The organism is Xanthobacter flavus (assembly GCF_017875275.1).
In the GTDB taxonomy this organism is placed as follows: Bacteria; Pseudomonadota; Alphaproteobacteria; order Rhizobiales; family Xanthobacteraceae; genus Xanthobacter; species Xanthobacter flavus_A.
Genome location: NZ_JAGGML010000001.1, coordinates 2,229,485 through 2,248,718 on the forward strand (window position 1 = coordinate 2,229,485; position 19,234 = coordinate 2,248,718).

The 19,234-nt window shown below is 69.4% G+C and carries 18 protein-coding genes; 6 read left to right on the plus strand and 12 right to left on the minus strand.

The window, feature by feature from the left end; genetic code table 11:
* Window positions 1–68: 68 nt before the first annotated feature.
* The 4 genes from J2126_RS10740 to J2126_RS10755 form a co-directional block, all read right to left on the minus strand.
* On the minus strand, window positions 69–878 hold the full coding sequence (locus J2126_RS10740; RefSeq protein ID WP_209486659.1) for a transporter substrate-binding domain-containing protein: 810 nt from the start codon (window positions 876–878) through the stop codon (window positions 69–71).
* Window positions 879–1,114: 236 nt separating this feature from the next.
* Complete coding sequence (locus J2126_RS10745) at window positions 1,115–2,464, minus strand: S41 family peptidase (protein ID WP_209490039.1); 1,350 nt, start codon at window positions 2,462–2,464, stop codon at window positions 1,115–1,117.
* Window positions 2,461–3,846, minus strand: coding sequence for a murein hydrolase activator EnvC family protein (locus tag J2126_RS10750; protein WP_245327270.1), 1,386 nt, complete (start codon window positions 3,844–3,846; stop codon window positions 2,461–2,463). The genes J2126_RS10745 and J2126_RS10750 overlap by 4 nt, the downstream gene beginning before the upstream one ends.
* Before the next feature lie 79 nt (window positions 3,847–3,925).
* The gene (locus J2126_RS10755; protein ID WP_209490041.1) at window positions 3,926–5,788 is read right to left on the minus strand and encodes a M3 family oligoendopeptidase; all 1,863 of its coding nucleotides are present in this window, start codon (window positions 5,786–5,788) and stop codon (window positions 3,926–3,928) included.
* Window positions 5,789–6,047: 259 nt separating this feature from the next.
* Between J2126_RS10755 and J2126_RS10760 the strand changes: the two genes are divergently transcribed.
* The 3 genes from J2126_RS10760 to J2126_RS10770 all read left to right on the plus strand — a co-directional run bounded on the left by J2126_RS10760 (window position 6,048) and on the right by J2126_RS10770 (window position 10,772).
* Window positions 6,048–6,773: a response regulator gene (locus tag J2126_RS10760; RefSeq protein WP_245327272.1), complete on the plus strand. Its 726-nt coding sequence runs from the start codon at window positions 6,048–6,050 to the stop codon at window positions 6,771–6,773.
* Between the two features lie 96 nt (window positions 6,774–6,869).
* Window positions 6,870–8,873 carry a L,D-transpeptidase family protein gene (locus J2126_RS10765; RefSeq protein ID WP_209486663.1) on the plus strand — a complete coding sequence of 668 codons (2,004 nt, stop codon included), beginning with the start codon at window positions 6,870–6,872 and terminating at the stop codon, window positions 8,871–8,873.
* 465 nt (window positions 8,874–9,338) lie between these two features.
* Window positions 9,339–10,772 carry a DUF882 domain-containing protein gene (locus J2126_RS10770; RefSeq protein WP_209486665.1) on the plus strand — a complete coding sequence of 478 codons (1,434 nt, stop codon included), beginning with the start codon at window positions 9,339–9,341 and terminating at the stop codon, window positions 10,770–10,772.
* 45 nt (window positions 10,773–10,817) lie between these two features.
* On the opposite strand, the gene J2126_RS10775 is transcribed toward J2126_RS10770, so the two are convergent.
* Window positions 10,818–11,069: a DUF2312 domain-containing protein gene (locus J2126_RS10775; protein WP_394030185.1), complete on the minus strand. Its 252-nt coding sequence runs from the start codon at window positions 11,067–11,069 to the stop codon at window positions 10,818–10,820.
* Window positions 11,070–11,282: 213 nt separating this feature from the next.
* On the opposite strand from J2126_RS10775, the gene J2126_RS10780 reads away from it, so the two are divergent.
* Both J2126_RS10780 and J2126_RS10785 read left to right on the plus strand, forming a co-directional pair.
* Window positions 11,283–12,206, plus strand: a complete 924-nt coding sequence (locus J2126_RS10780) for a DMT family transporter (protein ID WP_348634278.1) — start codon at window positions 11,283–11,285, stop codon at window positions 12,204–12,206.
* A 35-nt stretch (window positions 12,207–12,241) separates the two neighbouring features.
* Window positions 12,242–12,862 carry a DUF1036 domain-containing protein gene (locus J2126_RS10785; RefSeq protein ID WP_245327273.1) on the plus strand — a complete coding sequence of 207 codons (621 nt, stop codon included), beginning with the start codon at window positions 12,242–12,244 and terminating at the stop codon, window positions 12,860–12,862.
* A gap of 6 nt (window positions 12,863–12,868) precedes the next feature.
* On the opposite strand, the gene J2126_RS10790 is transcribed toward J2126_RS10785, so the two are convergent.
* From J2126_RS10790 to J2126_RS10815, 6 genes are all read right to left on the minus strand, one after another.
* Entirely contained in the window at window positions 12,869–13,543 is a 675-nt protein-coding gene (locus tag J2126_RS10790; protein ID WP_209486669.1) for a hypothetical protein, read from the minus strand.
* A gap of 141 nt (window positions 13,544–13,684) precedes the next feature.
* Entirely contained in the window at window positions 13,685–13,810 is a 126-nt protein-coding gene (gene ykgO, locus J2126_RS10795) for a type B 50S ribosomal protein L36 (RefSeq protein ID WP_024276737.1), read from the minus strand.
* Window positions 13,811–13,955: 145 nt separating this feature from the next.
* Complete coding sequence (gene rlmH, locus J2126_RS10800; protein WP_209486671.1) at window positions 13,956–14,438, minus strand: 23S rRNA (pseudouridine(1915)-N(3))-methyltransferase RlmH; 483 nt, start codon at window positions 14,436–14,438, stop codon at window positions 13,956–13,958.
* A gap of 34 nt (window positions 14,439–14,472) precedes the next feature.
* Window positions 14,473–14,853, minus strand: coding sequence for a ribosome silencing factor (gene rsfS, locus J2126_RS10805; protein WP_209486673.1), 381 nt, complete (start codon window positions 14,851–14,853; stop codon window positions 14,473–14,475).
* Between the two features lie 145 nt (window positions 14,854–14,998).
* Window positions 14,999–15,643 (minus strand): nicotinate-nucleotide adenylyltransferase, encoded by a 645-nt coding sequence (locus J2126_RS10810; RefSeq protein ID WP_348634279.1) that lies wholly within the window; start codon window positions 15,641–15,643, stop codon window positions 14,999–15,001.
* The gene (locus J2126_RS10815) at window positions 15,640–16,884 is read right to left on the minus strand and encodes a glutamate-5-semialdehyde dehydrogenase (RefSeq protein ID WP_245327849.1); all 1,245 of its coding nucleotides are present in this window, start codon (window positions 16,882–16,884) and stop codon (window positions 15,640–15,642) included. The genes J2126_RS10810 and J2126_RS10815 overlap by 4 nt, the downstream gene beginning before the upstream one ends.
* Before the next feature lie 259 nt (window positions 16,885–17,143).
* On the opposite strand from J2126_RS10815, the gene J2126_RS10820 reads away from it, so the two are divergent.
* The gene (locus tag J2126_RS10820; RefSeq protein ID WP_209486682.1) at window positions 17,144–17,995 is read left to right on the plus strand and encodes an FG-GAP repeat domain-containing protein; all 852 of its coding nucleotides are present in this window, start codon (window positions 17,144–17,146) and stop codon (window positions 17,993–17,995) included.
* A 48-nt stretch (window positions 17,996–18,043) separates the two neighbouring features.
* Here the strand turns inward: J2126_RS10820 and proB are convergent, their stop codons facing one another.
* On the minus strand, window positions 18,044–19,216 hold the full coding sequence (gene proB, locus J2126_RS10825) for a glutamate 5-kinase (protein WP_209486689.1): 1,173 nt from the start codon (window positions 19,214–19,216) through the stop codon (window positions 18,044–18,046).
* Window positions 19,217–19,234: the final 18 nt, after the last annotated feature.

Genomic DNA, 19,234 nt, shown 5'->3' on the forward strand with positions numbered 1-19,234 from the left:
GCTGGTCCCCCGATGGCGCCGCGCCCGTGGATCGCCCCCCGCCCGGTCACGAGCGGGGAGCGATGTCCTCAGAGGTCCTTCGGCAGCGGGGCGCCGAGCCACTTCTCGGAGATCTTCTCCAGCGCGCCGTCCGCCTTGGCGGCGGTGAGGATGGCGTTGACCTTCTCCAGCAGCTTCGGCTCGTCCTTGTTCAGGCCGACGAAGCAGGGCGAGTTCTTGATGAGCACCTTCACGGTGGGCTTCTTCGGTGGATTGCGGGCAAGGATGGCGGCAGCCACCACATTGCCGGTCGCCACCACCTTCACCTGGCCCGAAAGGAAGGCCGAGATGGTGGAATTGTTGTCCTCGTAGCGCTTGATGTCGGCGGTGGGCGGGGCGACCTTGGTCAGTTCCAGGTCTTCCACCGAGCCGCGGGTGACGCCCACCGTCATGCCGGCGATGTCCTCCACCTTCTCCACCTTCACGTCGGCCGGGCCGAAGATGCCGTTGAAGAAGGGGGCGTAGGCCACCGAGAAGTCGATCACCTTCTCGCGGTCGGGGTTCTTGCCGAGGCTGGAGATGACGAGATCGACCTTCTTGGTCTGCAGGTAGGGGATGCGGTTGGCGCTCGTCACCGGCACCAGCTCCGCCTTCACGCCCAGGCCCTTGGCGATGAGGTTGGCCACGTCGATGTCATAGCCCAGGGGCTTGAGGTCGGTGCCCACCGAGCCGAACGGGGGAAAGTCCTGCGGGACGGCGATCTTGATGACCCCGGCCTTGAGGATGTCATCGAGCGCTTCCGCCTGGGCGGGGGCGGCGGCAAGGCCGAGGGTCAGCGCGCCGCCGAGAGCGGCTGCGGCCAGGGTCCGGGAGAGGAAAGATCTGCGGGTGGCCTGCATGGCGGGACCGAAACTCCTTGGGCGGCGCGTTAAGCGCCATCAGCCCAACGGAGCAAGGGATATGCCAGCGTGCCCCAAATACCGCCGCGCACAGGCGCGGGCGGACCAACCCTTGCGGGCAAGGCCTTCCAGGCCGAACCCAACAACGCAAAATGCCCCGCCCGAGCATTCGGACGGGGCACTTGCCTAAAGTCTAAGCAGATGCCGAACGGTGCGCCGTTCGGCATCTGCTCGGGTCAGTTGGCCTGCGAGGACTTGTTGGGCGTCGCCGGGAAGGCGGCGTTCTTCACGGTGCCCTTCATCAGCTCGACGGCGAGCTTCAGCTGGGTGTCGTCCTTCGGATCCGGCGGGACGTAGGAGGGCGAGCCGGTCTGCTCGTCTTCGCCATTCTTCAGGTGGCCCTTCAGCGAGGCTTCGCCACGCGTGGAATCCGTGGTCACGCCCAGCTTCTGCTTCATCTCGTCCGGCAGGTCCTGCACCAGCACGATGTCCGGCTCGATGCCCTTGGCCTGGATGGAGCGGCCCGACGGGGTGTAGTAGCGCGCCGTCGTCAGCCGCAGCGCGCCCTGCTGGCCGAGTGGGATGATGGTCTGCACCGAGGCCTTGCCGAAGGTGCGCGAGCCCAGGACGGTCGCGCGCTTGTGGTCCTGCAGGGCGCCGGCGACGATCTCGGAGGCCGAGGCCGATCCGCCGTTCACCATCACGATCACCGGCTTGCCCTTGGTGAGGTCGCCGCCACGGGCGTTGAAGCGCTGCGTCTCTTCCGGGTTGCGGCCACGGGTGGAGACGATCTCGCCGCGATCGAGGAAGGCGTCGGACACCGCCACCGCCTGGTCAAGCAGGCCGCCGGGGTTGTTGCGCAGGTCGATGATGTAGCCCTTGATCTTGTCCGGGCCGATCTTCGCGGTCAGGTCGTCGATGGCCTTCTTCAGGGTCTCGAAGGTCTGCTCGTTGGTGAAGGAGTTGATGCGGATGTAGGCGATGTCATCCGCCTCCACGCGCGAGCGCACCGTCTGCAGCTTGATGGTGTCGCGCACCAGCTTCACTTCGATGGGCTTCTCGGTGCCCTTGCGCAGGATGGTGAGGGTGATGGGCGTGTTCACCGGCCCGCGCATCTTGTCCACCGCCTCGTTCAGGGTCATGCCCTGAACCTGGTCGCCGTCGAGCTTGGCGATGAGGTCGCCGGACAGCACGCCGGCCTTGGCGGCGGGGGTACCCTCCATGGGGGTGACGACCTTCACCAGGCCGTCTTCCATGATGACCTCGATGCCGAGGCCGCCGAACTCGCCGCGCGTCTGCACCTGCATGTCGCGGTGGTTCTTCGCGTCCATGTAGGAGGAGTGCGGGTCCAGCGACTGGAGCATGCCGTTAATGGCCGCCTCGATCAGCTTGGCGTCATCGGGCTTCTCGACATAGTCGGCGCGCACGCGCTCGAACACGTCGCCGAACAGGTTGAGCTGCTTGTAGGTATCCGACGACGCGGCCTCGGCCGCGGTCCCGAGGATGAGCCGTGGCTGGACCGCTGCAACCGCCACGAGGGCGCCAGCCGCCACGCCAAGAAGAAAGAGAGACGTCCGACGCATTATCCACGTACCTTCTGAATGTCCGTTGCCGCCCACCAAGGCGTGGGATCGATCGAGGACCCGTCTTTTCGGAACTCGACATACAATTGGGGCTGTCCCGTGGCCGTTCCCGGCGACGGTGAGCCGTTCTGGGCGGATGCGCCGCTACCCCCCGGACCGCGCTGCACCGTGCCCCCCACGGTGCGGGACAGGCCCCCCATGACCCCCACCGGCTCGCCCGCGAGGACGAACTGGCCGAGGTCCACGGTGATCCGTTCCATGCCTGCCATCAGAATATGGTAGCCACCGCCCGCGTTGATAATCAAGAGTTGGCCATAGCTGCGGAAGGGGCCGGCATAGACCACCCAGCCGTCCGCCGGGGCGCTCACCGGGGCGCCGGCCCGGGTGGCGATGGTCATGCCCTTCTCGCTACCTCCCACCCCATCCGCCGCGCCGAAGGTCCGCACCGTCACGCCGGCGACCGGAAGAGGCAACAAGCCTTTGGCCTGCGGGAAAGCGATGGCCGGCGTCAGGCGCGCCGGATCTTTCAGCGCGGCAAGGTCAGGCCGCCCGGCTTCCTGGGGGCGCGTCACCGCCTGCGCGGCGTCGGCAGCCCTCGCGGAAGGGGCCACCTCATTCTCAAGTCTCGTCACGAGATCGTGCACATCGCCAGTGGCCTTGGCGACGCTTTCGGCCTGCGCCTTGTCGCTGGACGCGACCGGATGCTCCTCCGCCTGCCGCTTCTGGCGCTCGCCCACCAGCGCAGCGAGGCGGCGGCTGTCCTCGTCGAGGTCGGCGCGCAGGGTGGTGAGGCGGTCGCGGGCGGCGGCGAGCTCGGTGCGCACCCGTGACAATTCGGAAAGATCGGAGGCCAGCGTCTCCGCCTCCACCCGCAATTCCGGCAGAAGCGCGCCGAGCAGGATGGCCGAGCGCACCGCATCCAGCGCATCGTCCGGGCGCATGAGGATGGCGGGGGGCGGCTCCCGCCCCATGCGCAGCAGCGCGGCCAGCACCTGGGCGAGGACGCCCCGGCGTTTGCCCAGCGAGGTGTTGAGATCTGCGGCGGAACGATCCAGCTGGGCGATGCGGCCTTCCACGTCGATGAGCTGCTGCTCCACCGCGCGGGTGCGGGCGGCGGTGTCGAGCAGCATCTGGTTGAGACGGCCGCGATCGCCCTTGGCGGCCTCGAGATCCTCGCGCAGCTGGCGCTGCGCCTCCTCGGAGCCTTTCACGTCGGCCCTCAGGGCGTCCGTGTCGATGCCGGAGCGGTTGACCGGCGGCGGCAGCGGAACAGCCGGGGCGGGCGCGCCCGGCTGGGCGATGGCCGCGGGAACGCGAAGCCACGGCGCCGCGGCCACAAGGGCCGCAGCCAGCGTCAGGAAGATCAGGACCGACCGGGGCATCATGAACCGATCCTCAACGAACAGGGTTGAGGATCGGTAAAGCCCAAGCCGATCCCGGGCGGCTGTTCGGGCTCGCGCGCCCTCAGCCCTCCATGCTCTCCAGCTCGGTGATCATCCGGTCGATGAGGTTGAGGCCGGTCTGCCAGAAGGCCGGGTCGCGCGCGTCGAGACCGAAGGGCGCGAGCAGCTCCGCATGGTGCTTGGTGCCGCCCGCCGCGAGCATCTCCAGATACCGTTCCGCAAAGCCGTCGGACGCCTTCTCGTACACCGCATAGAGCGAGTTCACGAGGCAGTCGCCGAAGGCATAGGCGTAGACGTAGAAGGGGGAGTGGATGAAGTGCGGAATGTAGGTCCAGAAAGTCTCGTAGCCCGCGCCGAGGTGGATGGCCGGGCCGAGGCTCTCGCTCTGCACACCCATCCAGATCTCGCCGATCTTCTCGGAGGTCAGCTCGCCCTGCCGGCGCTCGGAATGGACGTTGCGCTCGAAGGTATAGAAGGCGGTCTGGCGGACCACCGTATTGATCATGTCCTCCACCTTCTGGGCGAGCATGATCTTGCGGGTCCTGGGATTTTCCGCCGAGTCGAGCAGCTTGCGGAAGGTCAGCATCTCGCCGAACACGGAGGCGGTCTCCGCCAGCGTCAGCGGGGTCGGCGCCATGAGCGCGCCCTGCCGGGCGGCGAGCACCTGGTGGACGCCGTGGCCCAGCTCATGGGCGAGCGTCATCACATCCCGCGGCTTGCCCTGGTAGTTGAGCAGCACATAGGGGTGCGCCGACGGCACGGTGGGATGGGCGAAGGCGCCGGGTGACTTGCCGGGGCGGACCGGCGCGTCGATCCAGGACTTGTCGAAGAAGGTGCGGGCGATGTCGGCCATCTTCGGCGAGAAGTTGCCGTAGGCGGTGAGCACCGTGTCCTTGGCCTCGCCCCAGCCGATGTCGCGGCTTTCCACCTTGGGCAAGGGCGCATTGCGGTCCCAGAACTCCAGCCGCTCCTTACCGAACCAGCGGGCCTTCAGCGCGTAATAACGGTGCGACAGGCGCGGATAGGCCTCGCGGATGGAGGAGACCATGGCGTCCACCACCTCCTTCTCCACCCGGTTGGCGAGGTGGCGGGAGGAGGCGACATCGGGGAAGCCGCGCCAGCGGTCGGAAATCTCCTTGTCCTTCGCCAGCGTGTTGGTGATGAGCGTGAACAGGCGCAGGTTCTTGGAGAACGTATCCGCAAGGGCGAGGCCGGCGGTGCGGCGTACCTCCTCCTTGGTGTCCTGCATGAGGTTCAGCGTGGGCTCGATGGCCAGTTCCTGCCCGTCCACGTTGAAGCGCAGGGAGGAGATCGTCTCGTCGAACAGCCGGCTCCAGGCGCTGCGCGAGGGGCTCGACTTCTCGTGGAACAGCTGCTCGATCTTGTCGTCGAGCTGATAGGGCTTGTCCTTCCTCAGATCCTCGATCCACGGCCGGTAGTGGCCGAGCGCCGGATCGGCCATGGCGGCTTCCAGTGCCGCGTCGTCGAGGCGGTTCAGCTCCAGCGTGAAGAACAGGAGATGGGTGGACGAATCGGTCAGCCGCTCCTGGATGTCGCCGTAGAATTTGGCGCGGGCCGGGTCCGAGGTGTCGCCGGCATAGACCAGGCTGCCATAGGAGGCGATGCGGCCGAGGAGGTCGTCCACCGCCTCATACCGCCTCACCGCCTCGGCAAGCGCCGCGCCGGCACCGGGCGCTGTGAGGATATCGGAGAGCTTGCCCTTGTAGGCGGCCTCGAAGGCCTTGCACTCGGCATCGGCCTTGGTGATGTCGGCGGCCAGCTCCGGCGCGTCCATCCCGGCATAAAGGTCGGTGAGGTTCCATTCCGGCAGCGTCTCGGTGGCGGAGGCGGTGGCTGCGGCGGTCTGGGCGGCGTGACGGGCGGCGGCAAAGGCGCTTTCGAAATCGTGCGAACGAACGGGCATCGCCGAAATGCGGGCAATGGCGTGCGGGAGACTGTGCGGCATGGAACCTCCGGAAACGGCGGCGCGGTCCATTTCGGTCACACCGCTCCTTGCTTCGATCGTGGCGGACAAAATCGCCGCAATGGCTCCGCGCCGCAAGCCGGGTCGAAGCGGGCGCCAGCGGCCGGCGTCGGAATGGGCTGAACTTGGGTCAGGGGTTCTTAACCATCACCGCCCAATGTCGGGGACGAATCCCCCGTACCGAGTCGCCCGCCACTCCATGTCTTCTTCCCTCCTCATCGTCGAAGACGATTCCGAAGAGGCGCGCCGCCTCGAACAGGCGCTCACCCGAATGGGTTACCGCTGCACCGTCGCGCAAGACGGCGACACGGCCCTTGCCCTGCTTGCGGCGGAGCGATTCGACGCGGTGCTGCTCGATCTGGTGCTGCCCGGGCTTGATGGCATGGGCGTCCTCTCCGCCCTGACGGCGGCGGGGGACGAGACCCCTGTCGTCGTTCAGGTGACCTCCGCCGGCCTGGACGCCGCCGGCGGCGCCATCCGGGCGGGCGCCCGCGATTTCGTGGTGAAGCCGGCCGGCGCGCTGCGCCTGGAAGTGGCGCTCACCAATGCCATCGCCCTCGGCCGGGCCTCAGGCGGGAGCCGCCCGGTGGTCCGGCAGGCGGGTGCGGTCGCAACTCCGGATAATGTGATCGCGTTTCCGTCCCACGCGGCCCAGGCGCGCGCCGCCGGTGCTGCGGATGCGGCCATCGGCGCCACCTTTGCCCATCTGGATGCGTCCGGCCATGCCCGCAGGCTGGACCAGATCGAGGCGGAAGCCATCCGTTTCGCTTGCCATCTCTACGGCGGGCGAATGGCGGAGGTGGCGCGGCGCCTCGGCATCGGCCGCTCGACGCTTTACCGCAAGCTCGCGGAGCTCGACGGCGCAGAGGTAGAGACCAACCACCAACTGGAACCGTCAGCGGCGCAATTTGTTGCTGCCGAGTGACAAGGCACCACAAACCCGGCATTCGCCCAAGCTTGTGAGTTGATTGGCGCCGTCCGGCACGGCACCAACACAAGAAGTGGAGGCGAGGAGAGCATCATGGGCATCGCACAGCGTGAGGTTAGCGTCGCGGGCACGTTGTGCCGGCTGATGAGCGCTGGCCTGGTGGGGCTCTCCCTCGGCATCGCTCCGGCGGTCGCCTCGCCGAACGGCGTTCCCGTGACCGCCAATGCGGGCATGGGCACGGGTGACGTCGGCCCCGGTGATGCCGCACCCTCGTCCGCCCGCGCCACGGGCGGCATCGATGGTGCCGGCAATTCCGCCGCCCCGCTCACCACGCCCCTGCCGCCCGCCGCCGCACCGGCTTACGCGCCCGCAGTCACGCCCCGCGCTTCCGCGCCCTCGACGGTGGCGTCCCCGGTTCGGGGCGGCGTCGATTCCGCCGGCGATGGTGCCGCGCCGGCCGCGGTCCAGGTCAATCCGACCCCCGCCCAGCCGGCTCCGGCCCAGACTGCGACGCCTGCTCCCGCGACGCCTGCCCCCGCCACTCCTCCCTCCGTGTCCCAGCCGGTGGTGGCCGCCGATCCGCTCGCGCCCGTGGGCGAGGCCATCGCCGCGCTGATCGCCACGCCCGAGGCCGTCACCACCTCCAAGAAGGAGCAGGAGGCGCTGGCGGCGTTCTACGGCGCCCGCCAGAACATGCCGGTGTTCGTCTCCGACACCGGGCTCGACGTGCGCGGCAAGGCGGTCATCGCCCGCCTCGACGCGGCCGGAGAGGACGGGCTCGATCCCTCCGATTATCAGGTTCCGCTGCCCAAGCGGGGCGCCACCGCCGCCGATCTCGCCCGCACCGAGCTGAAGATCGCGGTCGCGGCCATGACCTATGCCCGCCATGCGCAGGCCGGCCGCTTCGATCCCGGCCGGATCTCCTCGCTGGTCACGCCGGTGCGCGACATTCCCGACCCGACCGCAGCCCTGACCAAGGTCGCCTATGCGCCCGACGCCAACGCGGCCCTCGCCGCCTTCAACCCGCCCCATGCCGGCTACAAGGCGCTGAAGGCGCAGCTTGCCAGGGCCAACGGCAGCGCGCCCACCATCCCCGCCATTCCGCCCGGCCCGCAGGTGAAGCCCGGCGCCAGCGATCCGCGCATGCCCACCCTGCGCGCCCGCCTTGGCGTGACCGAGCGTCCGGGCAACGATCTTGTCTACGATCCGACGCTGGTGGATGCGGTGAAGGCGTTCCAGGAGTCGGCGAAGATCAAGCCCACCGGCATCATCGGACCGCAGACCCTGGCCGCGCTCAACGTGGGCGCCACCGGCGGCGGCGGCAGCCTGCGCAACGATGTCATCGCCAATATGGAGCGCTGGCGCTGGCTGCCGCGCGACCTCGGCGAAAAGAACGTGATGGTGAACATCCCCGAGTTCATGGTGCGCATCAACCAGGACGGCCGGGTGATCCACGAAACCCGCGTGGTGGTGGGCAAGCCGGAAACGCCGACGCCGCTCCTCACCCGCGAGATGCAGTACATCGTGGTCAATCCGGCCTGGAACATCCCGCCGAGCATTGCCCGCAACGAGATGATGCCGCTGCTGCGCAGCGACCCCGGCGCCCTGGCCCGCCGCGGCATCCAGGTGGTGCGCAACGGTTCGGGCGGCTATTCGTTCCGGCAGGATCCGGGCGAGCGGAACGCTTTGGGGCGCATCAAGTTCATGTTCCCCAACGACCACTCGGTCTACCTGCACGACACGCCGTCCAAGGCGCTGTTCCAGAACGACCGCCGCGCCTACAGCCACGGCTGCGTGCGCGTTTACGAGCCGCTCAAGTTCGGCGAGGTCATCTTCGACATGGGCCTGCCGGGCGACACCTGGAGCGAGCAGCGCATCGCCAAGATGTTCGGCGGCTCGGAGCGCTACATCAATCTGAAGCAGCGCTTCCCGGTCCACATCGTCTATTTCAATGCCTTCGTGGACGGCTCCGGGCGCCTCGTGATGCGCGAGGATCTCTACGGCATCAACGCCGCGACCAAGACGTTCCTCGGGCTCGACGGCAAGCAGCGAATCGCCGACAGCGCGACGCCCAAGACCGCGCCCCGCGCGCGCTGAACGCGCTGGGAACGCAACCGACCGTAAAGGCCCGCTCCGGCGGGCCTTTCTTTTTTATCAATGCGTTAACTCGGCCACCCGCCACGGTTCCGCGACAACCTGCCGCGATTTTGTCGGAAAAGTCAGCGCTACTGCCCCTTGCCTGATGCGCCACGGCCACAGCCCCAGGTCAGGCTTGGCACGTTTTCGCCATACTCCGCCGCTACTCACGGGACCGTGACCGAAGGCGAGGCCCGCTGCCCTCTTCGGCGCGCTGGGGGAGCCGGGTGTCAACGCACCCTTAACCGAACCCGACAAGACTCTGTCTCCATCGCTTCGCGGCAACAGTCGCGAAGCCCTTGAAATCTGAGCCTCGGGTTCGAGACATTGGCCATCCGCACCACGCCTGCAACCGCCCGCCCCCCGCGCCGCTGCCGCGGCCCTCGCGGTCGGTCCGCCTTTCAGGCGTTCCTCCCGGCCCTCGCCATGGCGGGAAGTCTCGTCCTCGCCGGCACCACTTCGCTGCAGAATGCGGTCGCCAACGGCGACACCCGCACCATCACCCTGCACCACACCCATTCCGGCGAAAACGGCAGCTTCACCTTCAAGAAGGACGGCCGCTACGACCCGGCGGTTCTCGCCCAGCTGAACCATTTCCTGCGTGACTGGCGCAACCAGAAGTCGACGCAGATGGACCCCCAGCTGTTCGACATCGTCTGGGAAGTCTACCGGGAGGTGGACGCCACCGCGCCGATCCAGATCGTCTCGTCTTACCGGTCGCCGGAAACCAACTCCATGCTGCGCTCCCGCTCCAGCGGCGTGGCGAAGTTCTCCCAGCACATGCTGGGCAAGGCGATGGACTTCTACATTCCCGGCGTGAACCTCACCGATCTGCGCGTCGCGGGCCTCAGGCTCCAGCGTGGGGGCGTCGGCTTCTATCCCACCTCCGGCTCCCCCTTCGTCCATATGGACACCGGCAGCGTGCGCCACTGGCCGCGCATGAGCCACGACCAGCTCGCCCGCGTCTTCCCGGACGGCAAGACCGTGCATGTGCCCACCGACGGGCGCCCGCTGGCGAAGTATGACGTGGCTCTGGCCGAGCTCCAGGCGCGCGGCTCCAAGCCCGGCGTGGGCGTCGCAAGCGGCGGCAAGAGCAAGAACTTCTTCGCCAGCCTGTTCGGCAAGAAGGATGCGGAGGACGACGAGGGCGGCGAAGCCCCGGCCGCGGCCTCCTCAACGGTGGCCTCCGCCGAAGACAGCGCACCCCGCGAGACGCCCGCCGCCGCGCCGGCCCGCGCGGTCCGCATGGCGTCCACCACCATGCCGATTCCCCCGACCCGTCCGGCGGAGATCGTCGCCGGTGCCATGGTCAGCGCCCAGGCGACGCGCAACGGCTTCCTCGCCCCGCTGCCCCTCCCGCGCCCGGCGGAGGCCGATCGCGGGACGCGCACCGCCAGCCTCGGCGCGGCGCCCGTGCCGCTGCCCTCGGTCATCACGCGCGGAACGGACGGAGAGACGGGGCCGGTTCTCGGCTACGCCTCGGCTGGTTCGATGATGGATCAGCGCATGCCGCTCACCGGCGGCTTCATGGCCGGGGCACACGGGCACACGGCCTCCGTCGCGACCGCGCCGGTGGCCGCAAGCGCCCCCTCTCCCGGACGGCAGCGCACCAAGCTGTCGGAAATCGCCTTCGGGCGCCTGTTCCTGTCGCCGAGCCTGTCCAACGAGCTCTACCTGCGCGTGCCGGAGATGCGGCAGCTGGCGACCTTCATGGCGCCGCCGCGCGAGGTGGTGGCGACAGCCTTCTCGCGGGATGGCTCGTTCGGCCTCAAGGCCCGCTTCGCCGGCACCGCCGTGGCGGACCTGCCGACCTATGTGTTCCGTGCGCCGCAGGTGGCCTACAACACCTCGCGCATGTGAGCGAGGGCGTGTGAGCGAGGCGAGCGGGGTTCCCGCCCGCCGCCGTCAGACGAAAATGCCGAGCGCCTGCATATAGAGATCCACGATGGCCTCGTGCTCCTTGCGCTCGTCCACATCCTCCTTGCGGATCTTCAGGATGGTGCGCAGCGCCTTCACGTCGAAGCCGTTGGCCTTGGCTTCGGCGAACACGTCCTTGATGTCGTCGGCAATGGCCTTCTTCTCCTCCTCGAGGCGCTCGATGCGCTCGATGAAGGACTTGAGCTGTTCCTTGGCAAAGCCCGCGGGGGAATCTGTCACGTCTTCCGCCACCTGGACGGTCTCCTTGGGTTCCGCCGCGCGTCCGTCGAGGCCATGCCGGGGCGGCGCGCGGGTCAAAGGGTGGAGCCGTCGCGGCTCCGGAGGGAAAGCTGATAGAGGCGGGCCGAACGGCGCGCGTCAAGGATGCGTCCCCGCTTTCCACCCTGTCCGCAATCCACAAGGGGGCCGCCCATCGCTGATGGAAGCACTTTCGTGAGCAAAGCCCCCACCCTGAGTATGGCCCTGGGTACCGTGGTGCTGACGATCGGGGCGCTGGCCATGGGCGCCTCCGTGCTGTTCGTGCGGCTCGCGGACGTGGGACCGTTCGCCAGCGCCTTCTGGCGGGTGGCGCTCGCCCTGCCGCCGCTGGCGCTCTGGGCCGCCCTCGCGGAGGGAGCGCGCGCCTTCCGGCCCGACCGGCTCTCGCTGCTTGCCGGCGCCTTCTTCGCCGGAGATCTCTTCTTCTGGCACCTCGCCATCCTCGGCACGACGGTCGCCAATGCCACGGTGCTCGCCACCACCTCCCCCTTGTGGATCACCGCCTTCGCCGTGCTGGTGCTGCGCCAGAAGGTCTCCCGTGCGGGCCTTATCGGCCTCGCGCTGTGCATCGCGGGCGCGCTGGCGCTCGTGGGACGATCCTGGCAGTTCGACCCGCAGCATCTGCCCGGTGACGCGGCGGGACTGGCGACGGCGGTGTTCTTCGCGGGCTATTTCCTCGCGGTGAGCCGGGCGCGCGCGGCGCGCGGTGCGGCGGCCATCACCTTCGTCTCCACTGCCACCACCGCGCTGCTCCTGCTGATGGTGGCGCTCGTCGCCGAGCCGACCCTCTGGCCGGCCAGCACCGGCGGCGCGGCGGCGCTGGTGGCGCTGGCGCTCGTCTCGCAGGTGGGCGGGCAGGGGCTGATGGCGGTGGGCCTCGCCGCCGTGCCGCCGGCCTTCGGTGCCCTCGTCTTCTTCCTGGAGGTCGCCTCCGCCGCCGTGCTCGGCGCCCTGCTATTGGACGAGCCGCTCACCGCGCTTCAGGCGGCGGGCGGCGCCTTGATCCTCGCCGGCATCGTGGTCGCCCGGCCCCGCGCGCGAAAGGCGCGCAGCGCGGTTCCCCCACCCGCCACCGGCTACCGGGAGGGCAGGCATTGACGCCCCGCCGCGCAGAGGGCACACAACAGCCCATCATGCCCTTCGCTGCCACGCTCTTCCGCTTCGACGGCATGCCCGAACCCTGCGCGTCCGGCATCCCAACTCCGGAGCGGCAGGCCCGCCGTTCGCCAAGAAGTCCTGCGCCAAGAAGTCCTGCGCCAAGACGCCGTTCGCCAAGACGCCTCGCGCTCCTCGTCGGCGCCACGCTCGCGCTCGGCATCGGCGCCACCCTCGTGCCGACCCCCGCTGCCGCCGAATTCCGGCTGTGCAACCGCACCCAGAGCCGGGTCGGCATCGCCCTCGGCTACAAGGAAGGCGACGCCTGGGCCACCGAAGGCTGGTGGAATGTCGCGGCCAACAGCTGCGAGACGCTGCTGCGCGGCGACCTCGCTGCCCGCTTCTATTACCTTTACGCGGTGGATTACGACCAGGGCGGCGAGTGGGCCGGCAAGGCCTACATGTGCACGCGGGAAAAGGAATTCACCATCAAGGGCGCCGAGGACTGCCTCGCGCGCGGCTTCGACCGCACCGGCTTCTTCGAAGTGGACACGCAGGAGCAGAAGTCCTGGACGGTTCAGCTCACGGAATCGAACCAGTCCAAGCAGAGCCAGGCCCCTGCCCCTCTGCCGCCGCCGGTGCCCCGCGCGAAGCCCTGAGACGGGTCAGATTCCGCGCCCCTCGACCTTGATGGTCAGCTGGCTCTCCAGCTCGCTGGCTCCATCGAGGCGCGGATTGACCGCCAGCGCCTGACGCACCGCCTGCAACGCGCGCTTGTCGTCACCGAGATCACGCATGATGAGGGCGAGGCCGTAGAGCATGGCGAAGTGGCGCGGCTCGCGCGCCAGCACCTCCCGCATGTCCGCGAGGGCCGCTCCGTAATCGTCGCGCAGGTAGAAGATGGTCGCCCGGCGGCTGAGCGCGCCGATATAGTCGGGCTCGATCTCGATCACCGAATCCAGGAGCTGCAGGGCGAGCTCCGTCTCCTTCGCCTCGGCCGCCGCAGCGGCGCGGGCCATCAGGAGGTCGGCGCTGGGGCTGCCGGAATCGCCGAAGATCTGGTCCAGCCGGTCGGCGATCATCTTGGCGCTGCGATCGTCGGGGGCGACCTTGAGGGCGGCGAACAGGCCTTCCACCTGGCTGCGCTTGTCGCGGGGCAGGCGCGGCCGCGCGGGAGCCGGATCGGACGGGGCGGCGGCCGGAGGGCCGGGCTGCGGCATGGCCTTGTCGCCGCGCAATTGCTGCGCCTGCGCGAGGCCGCCGAGCATCGCAAGGGATAGCGCGGCGGCGAGGCCGAGACGGGCGGCACGGAGCGTGCGGCTGGCGGAAGCGGAATGCATCGCACGAGACATCATCGGCGAAGTGTCAGCCGCGACAGGGCGGCCGTCAACAGCCGCGCCGGCCACGGGGAGGCCCCGGGCCGGCGCGGCAGATCACATTTGCTCAAGAACCGACAGACCGGCCGAGGCCGGACGGGCTGATCAGCCCTGGCGCGCCTTGTAGCGCTTCTGGGTCTTGTTGATGATGTAGACGCGGCCCTTGCGGCGCACGAGACGGTTCTCGCGGTGGCGGCCGAGCAGCGACTTCAGGGAATTGCGGATCTTCATGACAAACTCGCTCGTGTCGAAATTCGGGGCCGACCGCGGCGCGCTTGCCGCGCGGCCTATCGACACCGGGAATTGCATCGGAGCCGGCGTGATAAGGGGCCGGAACCGCGATGTCAATGCGAGCAGCGGATTCCCGCCCCGCCCCTTACGCCCGGTGGTAGGGATGCCCGGCGAGGATGGTGACCGCCCGATAGATCTGCTCCGCCAGCATCACGCGCACCAGCTGGTGGGGAAAAGTGGCCGTGCCATAGGCGATCATGAGGGATGCCCGCGCCCGGACCTCTTCCCCCAGCCCGTCCGCTCCGCCGATGACGAAGGCAAGGGCGGCAAGCCCGCCATCGCGGTCCGAGGCGATGCGACGGGCGAAGTCCTCGCTGGAGAGATGGCGCCCACGCGGATCGAGCACCACGATGCCGGCACCCGCCGGGATGCCCGCGAGGAGCGCTGTGGCTTCCTCGGCCATGCGGTCCTCGGCGCGGCGCGCGGCGGATTCAGCGATCTCGATCATGTCGCATGGGCCAAGCCCCAGCGGCCGGCCGGCGGGGCGGATGCGATCCACGTAGCGGGTCACGAGCTCGCGCTCGGCGCCGGCTTTCAGCCGGCCGACACAGGCGAGGACGAGGCGCACGTCGTCTAGAAACCCGCGGGAGCGCGAAACCGCATCAGGAGCGGGGCGTCCCGGCCCACATCTTCTCGATATTGTAGAAGTTGCGGACCTCGGGTTGGAAGACGTGGACGATCACGTCGTTCGCGTCGATGAGCACCCAGTCGCAGGCCGGCTGGCCTTCGACTCGCACCTGCTTGATCCCCACCGCCTTGAGCGCCTCGATGAGGTGCTCGGCGATGGCGCCCACATGCCGCTGCGAGCGGCCGGAGGCAACCACCATGTAATCGGCGATGGAGGTTTTGCCGCGCAGGTCGATGGAGACGATGTCCTCGGACTTGTCGTCTTCCAGCCGGGCTTGGACGAGGGCGAGGATTTCCGCAGCGTCGGGAAGCGCCTCGGAAACCTTGGCGTCTGAAACCGTGGCGGGCGGTGTCATCTCAGCGGCCGCCAGAAGTGCCGTCGTGGACAGGGGTCCAAATCCTCTCGCTCAAGGCGACGGTCCAAACCGCCGCACCCCCTCAGAATGCCTGCAAATCAATGAATTTTCAAGACCTGTGGCGAGCGGTCTCGATTCGGCGGCCTTACCGCACCCCGCGCGCGGCCCGGATTCCCGTTGAAGACAGGGGGGATTTCAGCCCGTGGAGGAATACCCAGGCGGGCGGCGCGCAGTCCGCCAGGAGGCGGGCCTCATGCTCGCCGAGACGATAGCGCGCCAGCGCCTGCGCAGCCGGAGAGGCGGTGGCGGCGAGGCTCTGGCCCATGCGATCCACCACCGCGATGGGCACGAGATCCGCGATGCCCCGCCAATGCTGCCAGCGGTCGAAATGGGCGAGATTGTCCGCCCCCATGATCCAGACGAAGCGCACGCCCGGCAGCCGCCGCACCAGATAGGCCAGCGTCTCGTAGGTGTAGCGGGTGCCGATGCCGGCCTCGAAGCCGGTCACATCGATGCGCGGATGGCGCGCCACCGCGCGGGCGATGGCGATGCGCTCCTCCAGTGGCGGCAAAGCGCGATTGTCCTTCAGGGGATTGCCCGGCGTCACCAGCCACCACACCCGGTCGAGGCCGAGCCGGCGCAAGGCGAGGAGGCTCGCTGCCCGGTGCGCGCCGTGGGCGGGATTGAAGCTGCCCCCGAACAGCCCGACCCGCAGGCCCGGCGTGACGAAGGGCAGACGCCGCGCGGCACGCGGCGTCACGGGCTCCACGACGGGGCCGTAGGATGTCACGGGCGGGTCTGTCCCGACCCGTGAATGCGGTACTTGAAGGAGGTGAGCTGCTCGGCGCCCACCGGGCCGCGCGCATGCATTCGCCCCGTGGCGATGCCGATCTCGGCCCCGAAGCCGAACTCGCCGCCATCGGCGAACTGGGTGGAGGCGTTGTGCAGCACGATGGCGCTGTCCACCTCGGCGAGGAAGCGATCGGCCGCCGCCGCATCCTCGGTGACGATGGAATCGGTGTGATGAGAACCGTGCGCCTCGATATGGGCGATGGCGTCGCCAACCCCGTCCACCACCTTCGCGGCGATGATGGCGTCGAGATATTCCGTGTCCCAATCCTCGGGGACGGCGGGCTTCACGCGCCCATCCACCGCCTGAACCTCGGCATCGCCGCGGATCTCGCAGCCGGCGTCGATCAGAATCTCCACCAGCGGCTTGAGGTGCGTTCCGGCCACCGCCCGGTCCACCAGAAGCGTCTCGGCCGCGCCGCAGACGCCGGTTCGACGCATCTTGGCGTTCAGCACCACGGTCTTCGCCATGTCGAGGTCGGCCGCCTTGTCCACATAGACGTGATTGATGCCGTCGAGATGGGCGAAGACGGGCACGCGGGCATCGCTCTGGACGCGGGCGACGAGGCTCTTGCCCCCGCGCGGCACGATCACGTCCACGGTGTTGCCAAGGCCGGCCAGCATGTGGCCGACGGCCGCGCGGTCCGGCACGCTCACGAACTGCACGGCATCCTCCGGCAGCCCGGCGGCCGTGAGGCCGACCACTAAGGCCCGGTGGATGGCGCCGGAGGAGGCGAGGCTGTCCGAGCCGCCACGCAGGATCACCGCATTGCCGGCCCGCAGGCACAGCGCAGCCGCGTCCGCCGTCACGTTGGGCCGGCTCTCGTAGATGACGCCGATGACGCCGAGCGGCGTGCGCACGCGCTCGATGATGAGGCCGTTGGGACGGGTCCAGCGCTCGGTGACGAGGCCGATGGGATCGGGAAGCGCGGCCACCTGCTCCACGCCCTCGGCCATGGCCTCCACCCGCGCGGGGGTGAGGGTGAGCCGGTCGAGGAAGGAGCCGGTCATGCCGTCCGCCGTGGCCTTGGCCACATCGTCGGCATTGGCGGCAAGGATCTCCGGCGCAGCCGCGCGGATGGCGGCGGCGGCGGCATGGAGCGCCTGCGTCTTCTGCTCCGGCGCGGCGAGGGCGAGGGTGCGTGCGGCGGCGCGGGCGCGCCTGCCCATGTCGCGCATCATTGCCTCCAGTTCCGCCGGCGGCACGGAGCGACCCGCAGAGGCGGCGGCATCGGTGCGGAGGGCGGAGGCGGTGGGCATGGCGGTTCTCGTGACGGCATGGACGATGTTGCCCCTATAGATAGGGGCGCCGCCTTTCCCTAGCACGTCATGCGGACGATGCGACAGGTCCGCGCGGTGCCGGCTCCTCCCGGACTTGTCAACGGATGGCGGCCCGCAAGCGTGGCAAGAGGCTGGCCATGTCGTCCCGCTGCGAGGCCCCATGCGCGCATTCATCCTTGTCCTTCTCGCCGGCCTCGCCGCCGCTCCGGCCGCCCATGCGCAAGCCGGCCAAGGCCAGACCCCCCAAAAACCGGAGGGTCCCCTGCCCCACGCCCGTCCCGCACGGGGCGGCGGAACCATCGCCGAGGCGACCCTGGTGGGTCCGACGGCCCGCTACCGGCATTTCGTGCTGGGTGCCCCGGTGGAGGCAGCCGGCCTCTCGGTGCGCATGCGCGACGGCCGCGTGCTGCTTCTGCGCCTGCCCGACGAGGAGGTGTTCGAGGACCGGCGCCCGCGCTTGGCCGACCTGGATGGCGACGGGCGCGACGAGGTGGTGCTGGTGCGCTCGTCCAGCCGCACCGGCTCTGCCCTCGTGGTGGTGGGCGAGCGCAACGGCGCCCTCGCCGTCATCGCGGAAGGCCCGGCCACCGGCGGACCCCAGCGCTGGCTGAATCCGGCGGGCATTGCCGATTTCGACGGCGATGGCCGTCTCGACATCGCTTATGTGCAGCAGCCCCATGCGGTGGGACGCCTGCGGGTGTTCACCCTGCGCGGCGGCGCACTGGTCGAGATCGCCGCGACCGGCGACACCTCCAACCATGTGGCGGGGTCCCCGGAGATGGGCCTTGCGGCGGTGGCGGACTTCGACGGCGACGGCGTGGCGGATCTGGCGGTGCCCAGCTTCGACCGCCGGCGCCTGCGCTTCCTCGCCTTCAAGGGCGGGGTGCACGAGATCGCCTCCCGTCCCCTTCCGGCGCCCGCGGCGGGGGATTTCACCCTCGCCACCGTGAACGGCAAGCCCGCCGTAGACGTCGCCCTCGCCGGCGGCCGCCGCGTGACGCTCACGCCCTGAGGCGAGGGACCGCATCCGTCTCCAGGTGCCGCCGCCCTCCTCCGTCCCTCACTCCACCCCGAGCGCCAGATCGTCCCGGTGCACCATCTCGGAGCGCCCCTTCACCCCCAGCAGCGCCTCGATCTCCGAGGTGGAGTGCCCCATGATGCGGGCGGCGTGGGTGGAATCGTAGGCGACAAGGCCGCGCCCGACTTCGGCACCGTCGGGGCCACGCAGCACCACGGCGTCGCCGCGGTCGAACAGGCCGTCGATGCGCTTCACGCCGGCCGGCAGAAGACTCGCCCCACGCCGGAGCGCCGCCACCGCGCCGTCATCGAGATGCAGCGTGCCGCGCGGCTCCAGCGCCCCGGCAATCCAGCTCTTGCGGGCGCGCACGGGATTGGCGGAGGTGAGGAACCAGGTGCAGCGCCCGCCCTCCATGATGCGCTTCAGCGGATTCTTCACATGGCCGGAGGCGATCACCATGTGGGTGCCGGCGGAGGTGGCGATCTTGCCAGCCTCGATCTTGGTGCGCATGCCGCCGCGCGACAGCTCGGAACCTGCATCCCCCGCGATGGCCTCGATCTCGGCGCCGATGCGCGGCACCACCGGGATCAGCGTCGCGTTGGGGTCCTGCGCCGGCGGGGCGGTATAGAGGCCGTCGATGTCGGACAGCAGCACCAGCAGGTCCGCGCTCGCCATGGTGGCGACGCGCGCCGCGAGGCGGTCGTTGTCACCGTAGCGGATTTCGGTGGTAGCGACCGTGTCGTTCTCGTTGATGATCGGAACGGAGCGCAGCTCCATCAGCCGGCCGAGGGTGGAACGCGCATTGAGATAGCGGCGGCGCTCCTCGGTATCCCCCAGCGTCAGCAGCACCTGCCCGGCGGTGATGTTGTAATGGCCGAGGATGTCCGCCCAGGTCTTGGAGAGCGCGATCTGCCCCACCGCGGCGGCGGCCTGGCTGTCCTCCAGCTTCAGCGGCCCGGACGGCAGGCCGAGCACGGTGCGCCCCAGCGCGATGGCGCCGGAGGAGACCACCATCACCTCGCAGCCCTTGGCGTGCAAAGCGGCGATGTCCTCCACCAGCGAGGTCAGCCAGGCGAGGCGCACCCGGCCCTGCGCCCGGTCCACCAGAAGGGCCGAGCCCACCTTGATGACGATGCGGCGGAAATCGGCGAAGGCGGGCGTCTTCGCCGGCGCGTCGGCAACGGACTCGGACGAGGCGGACTCGGAAAAAGCCATGGACCTGTGAACCGGCAG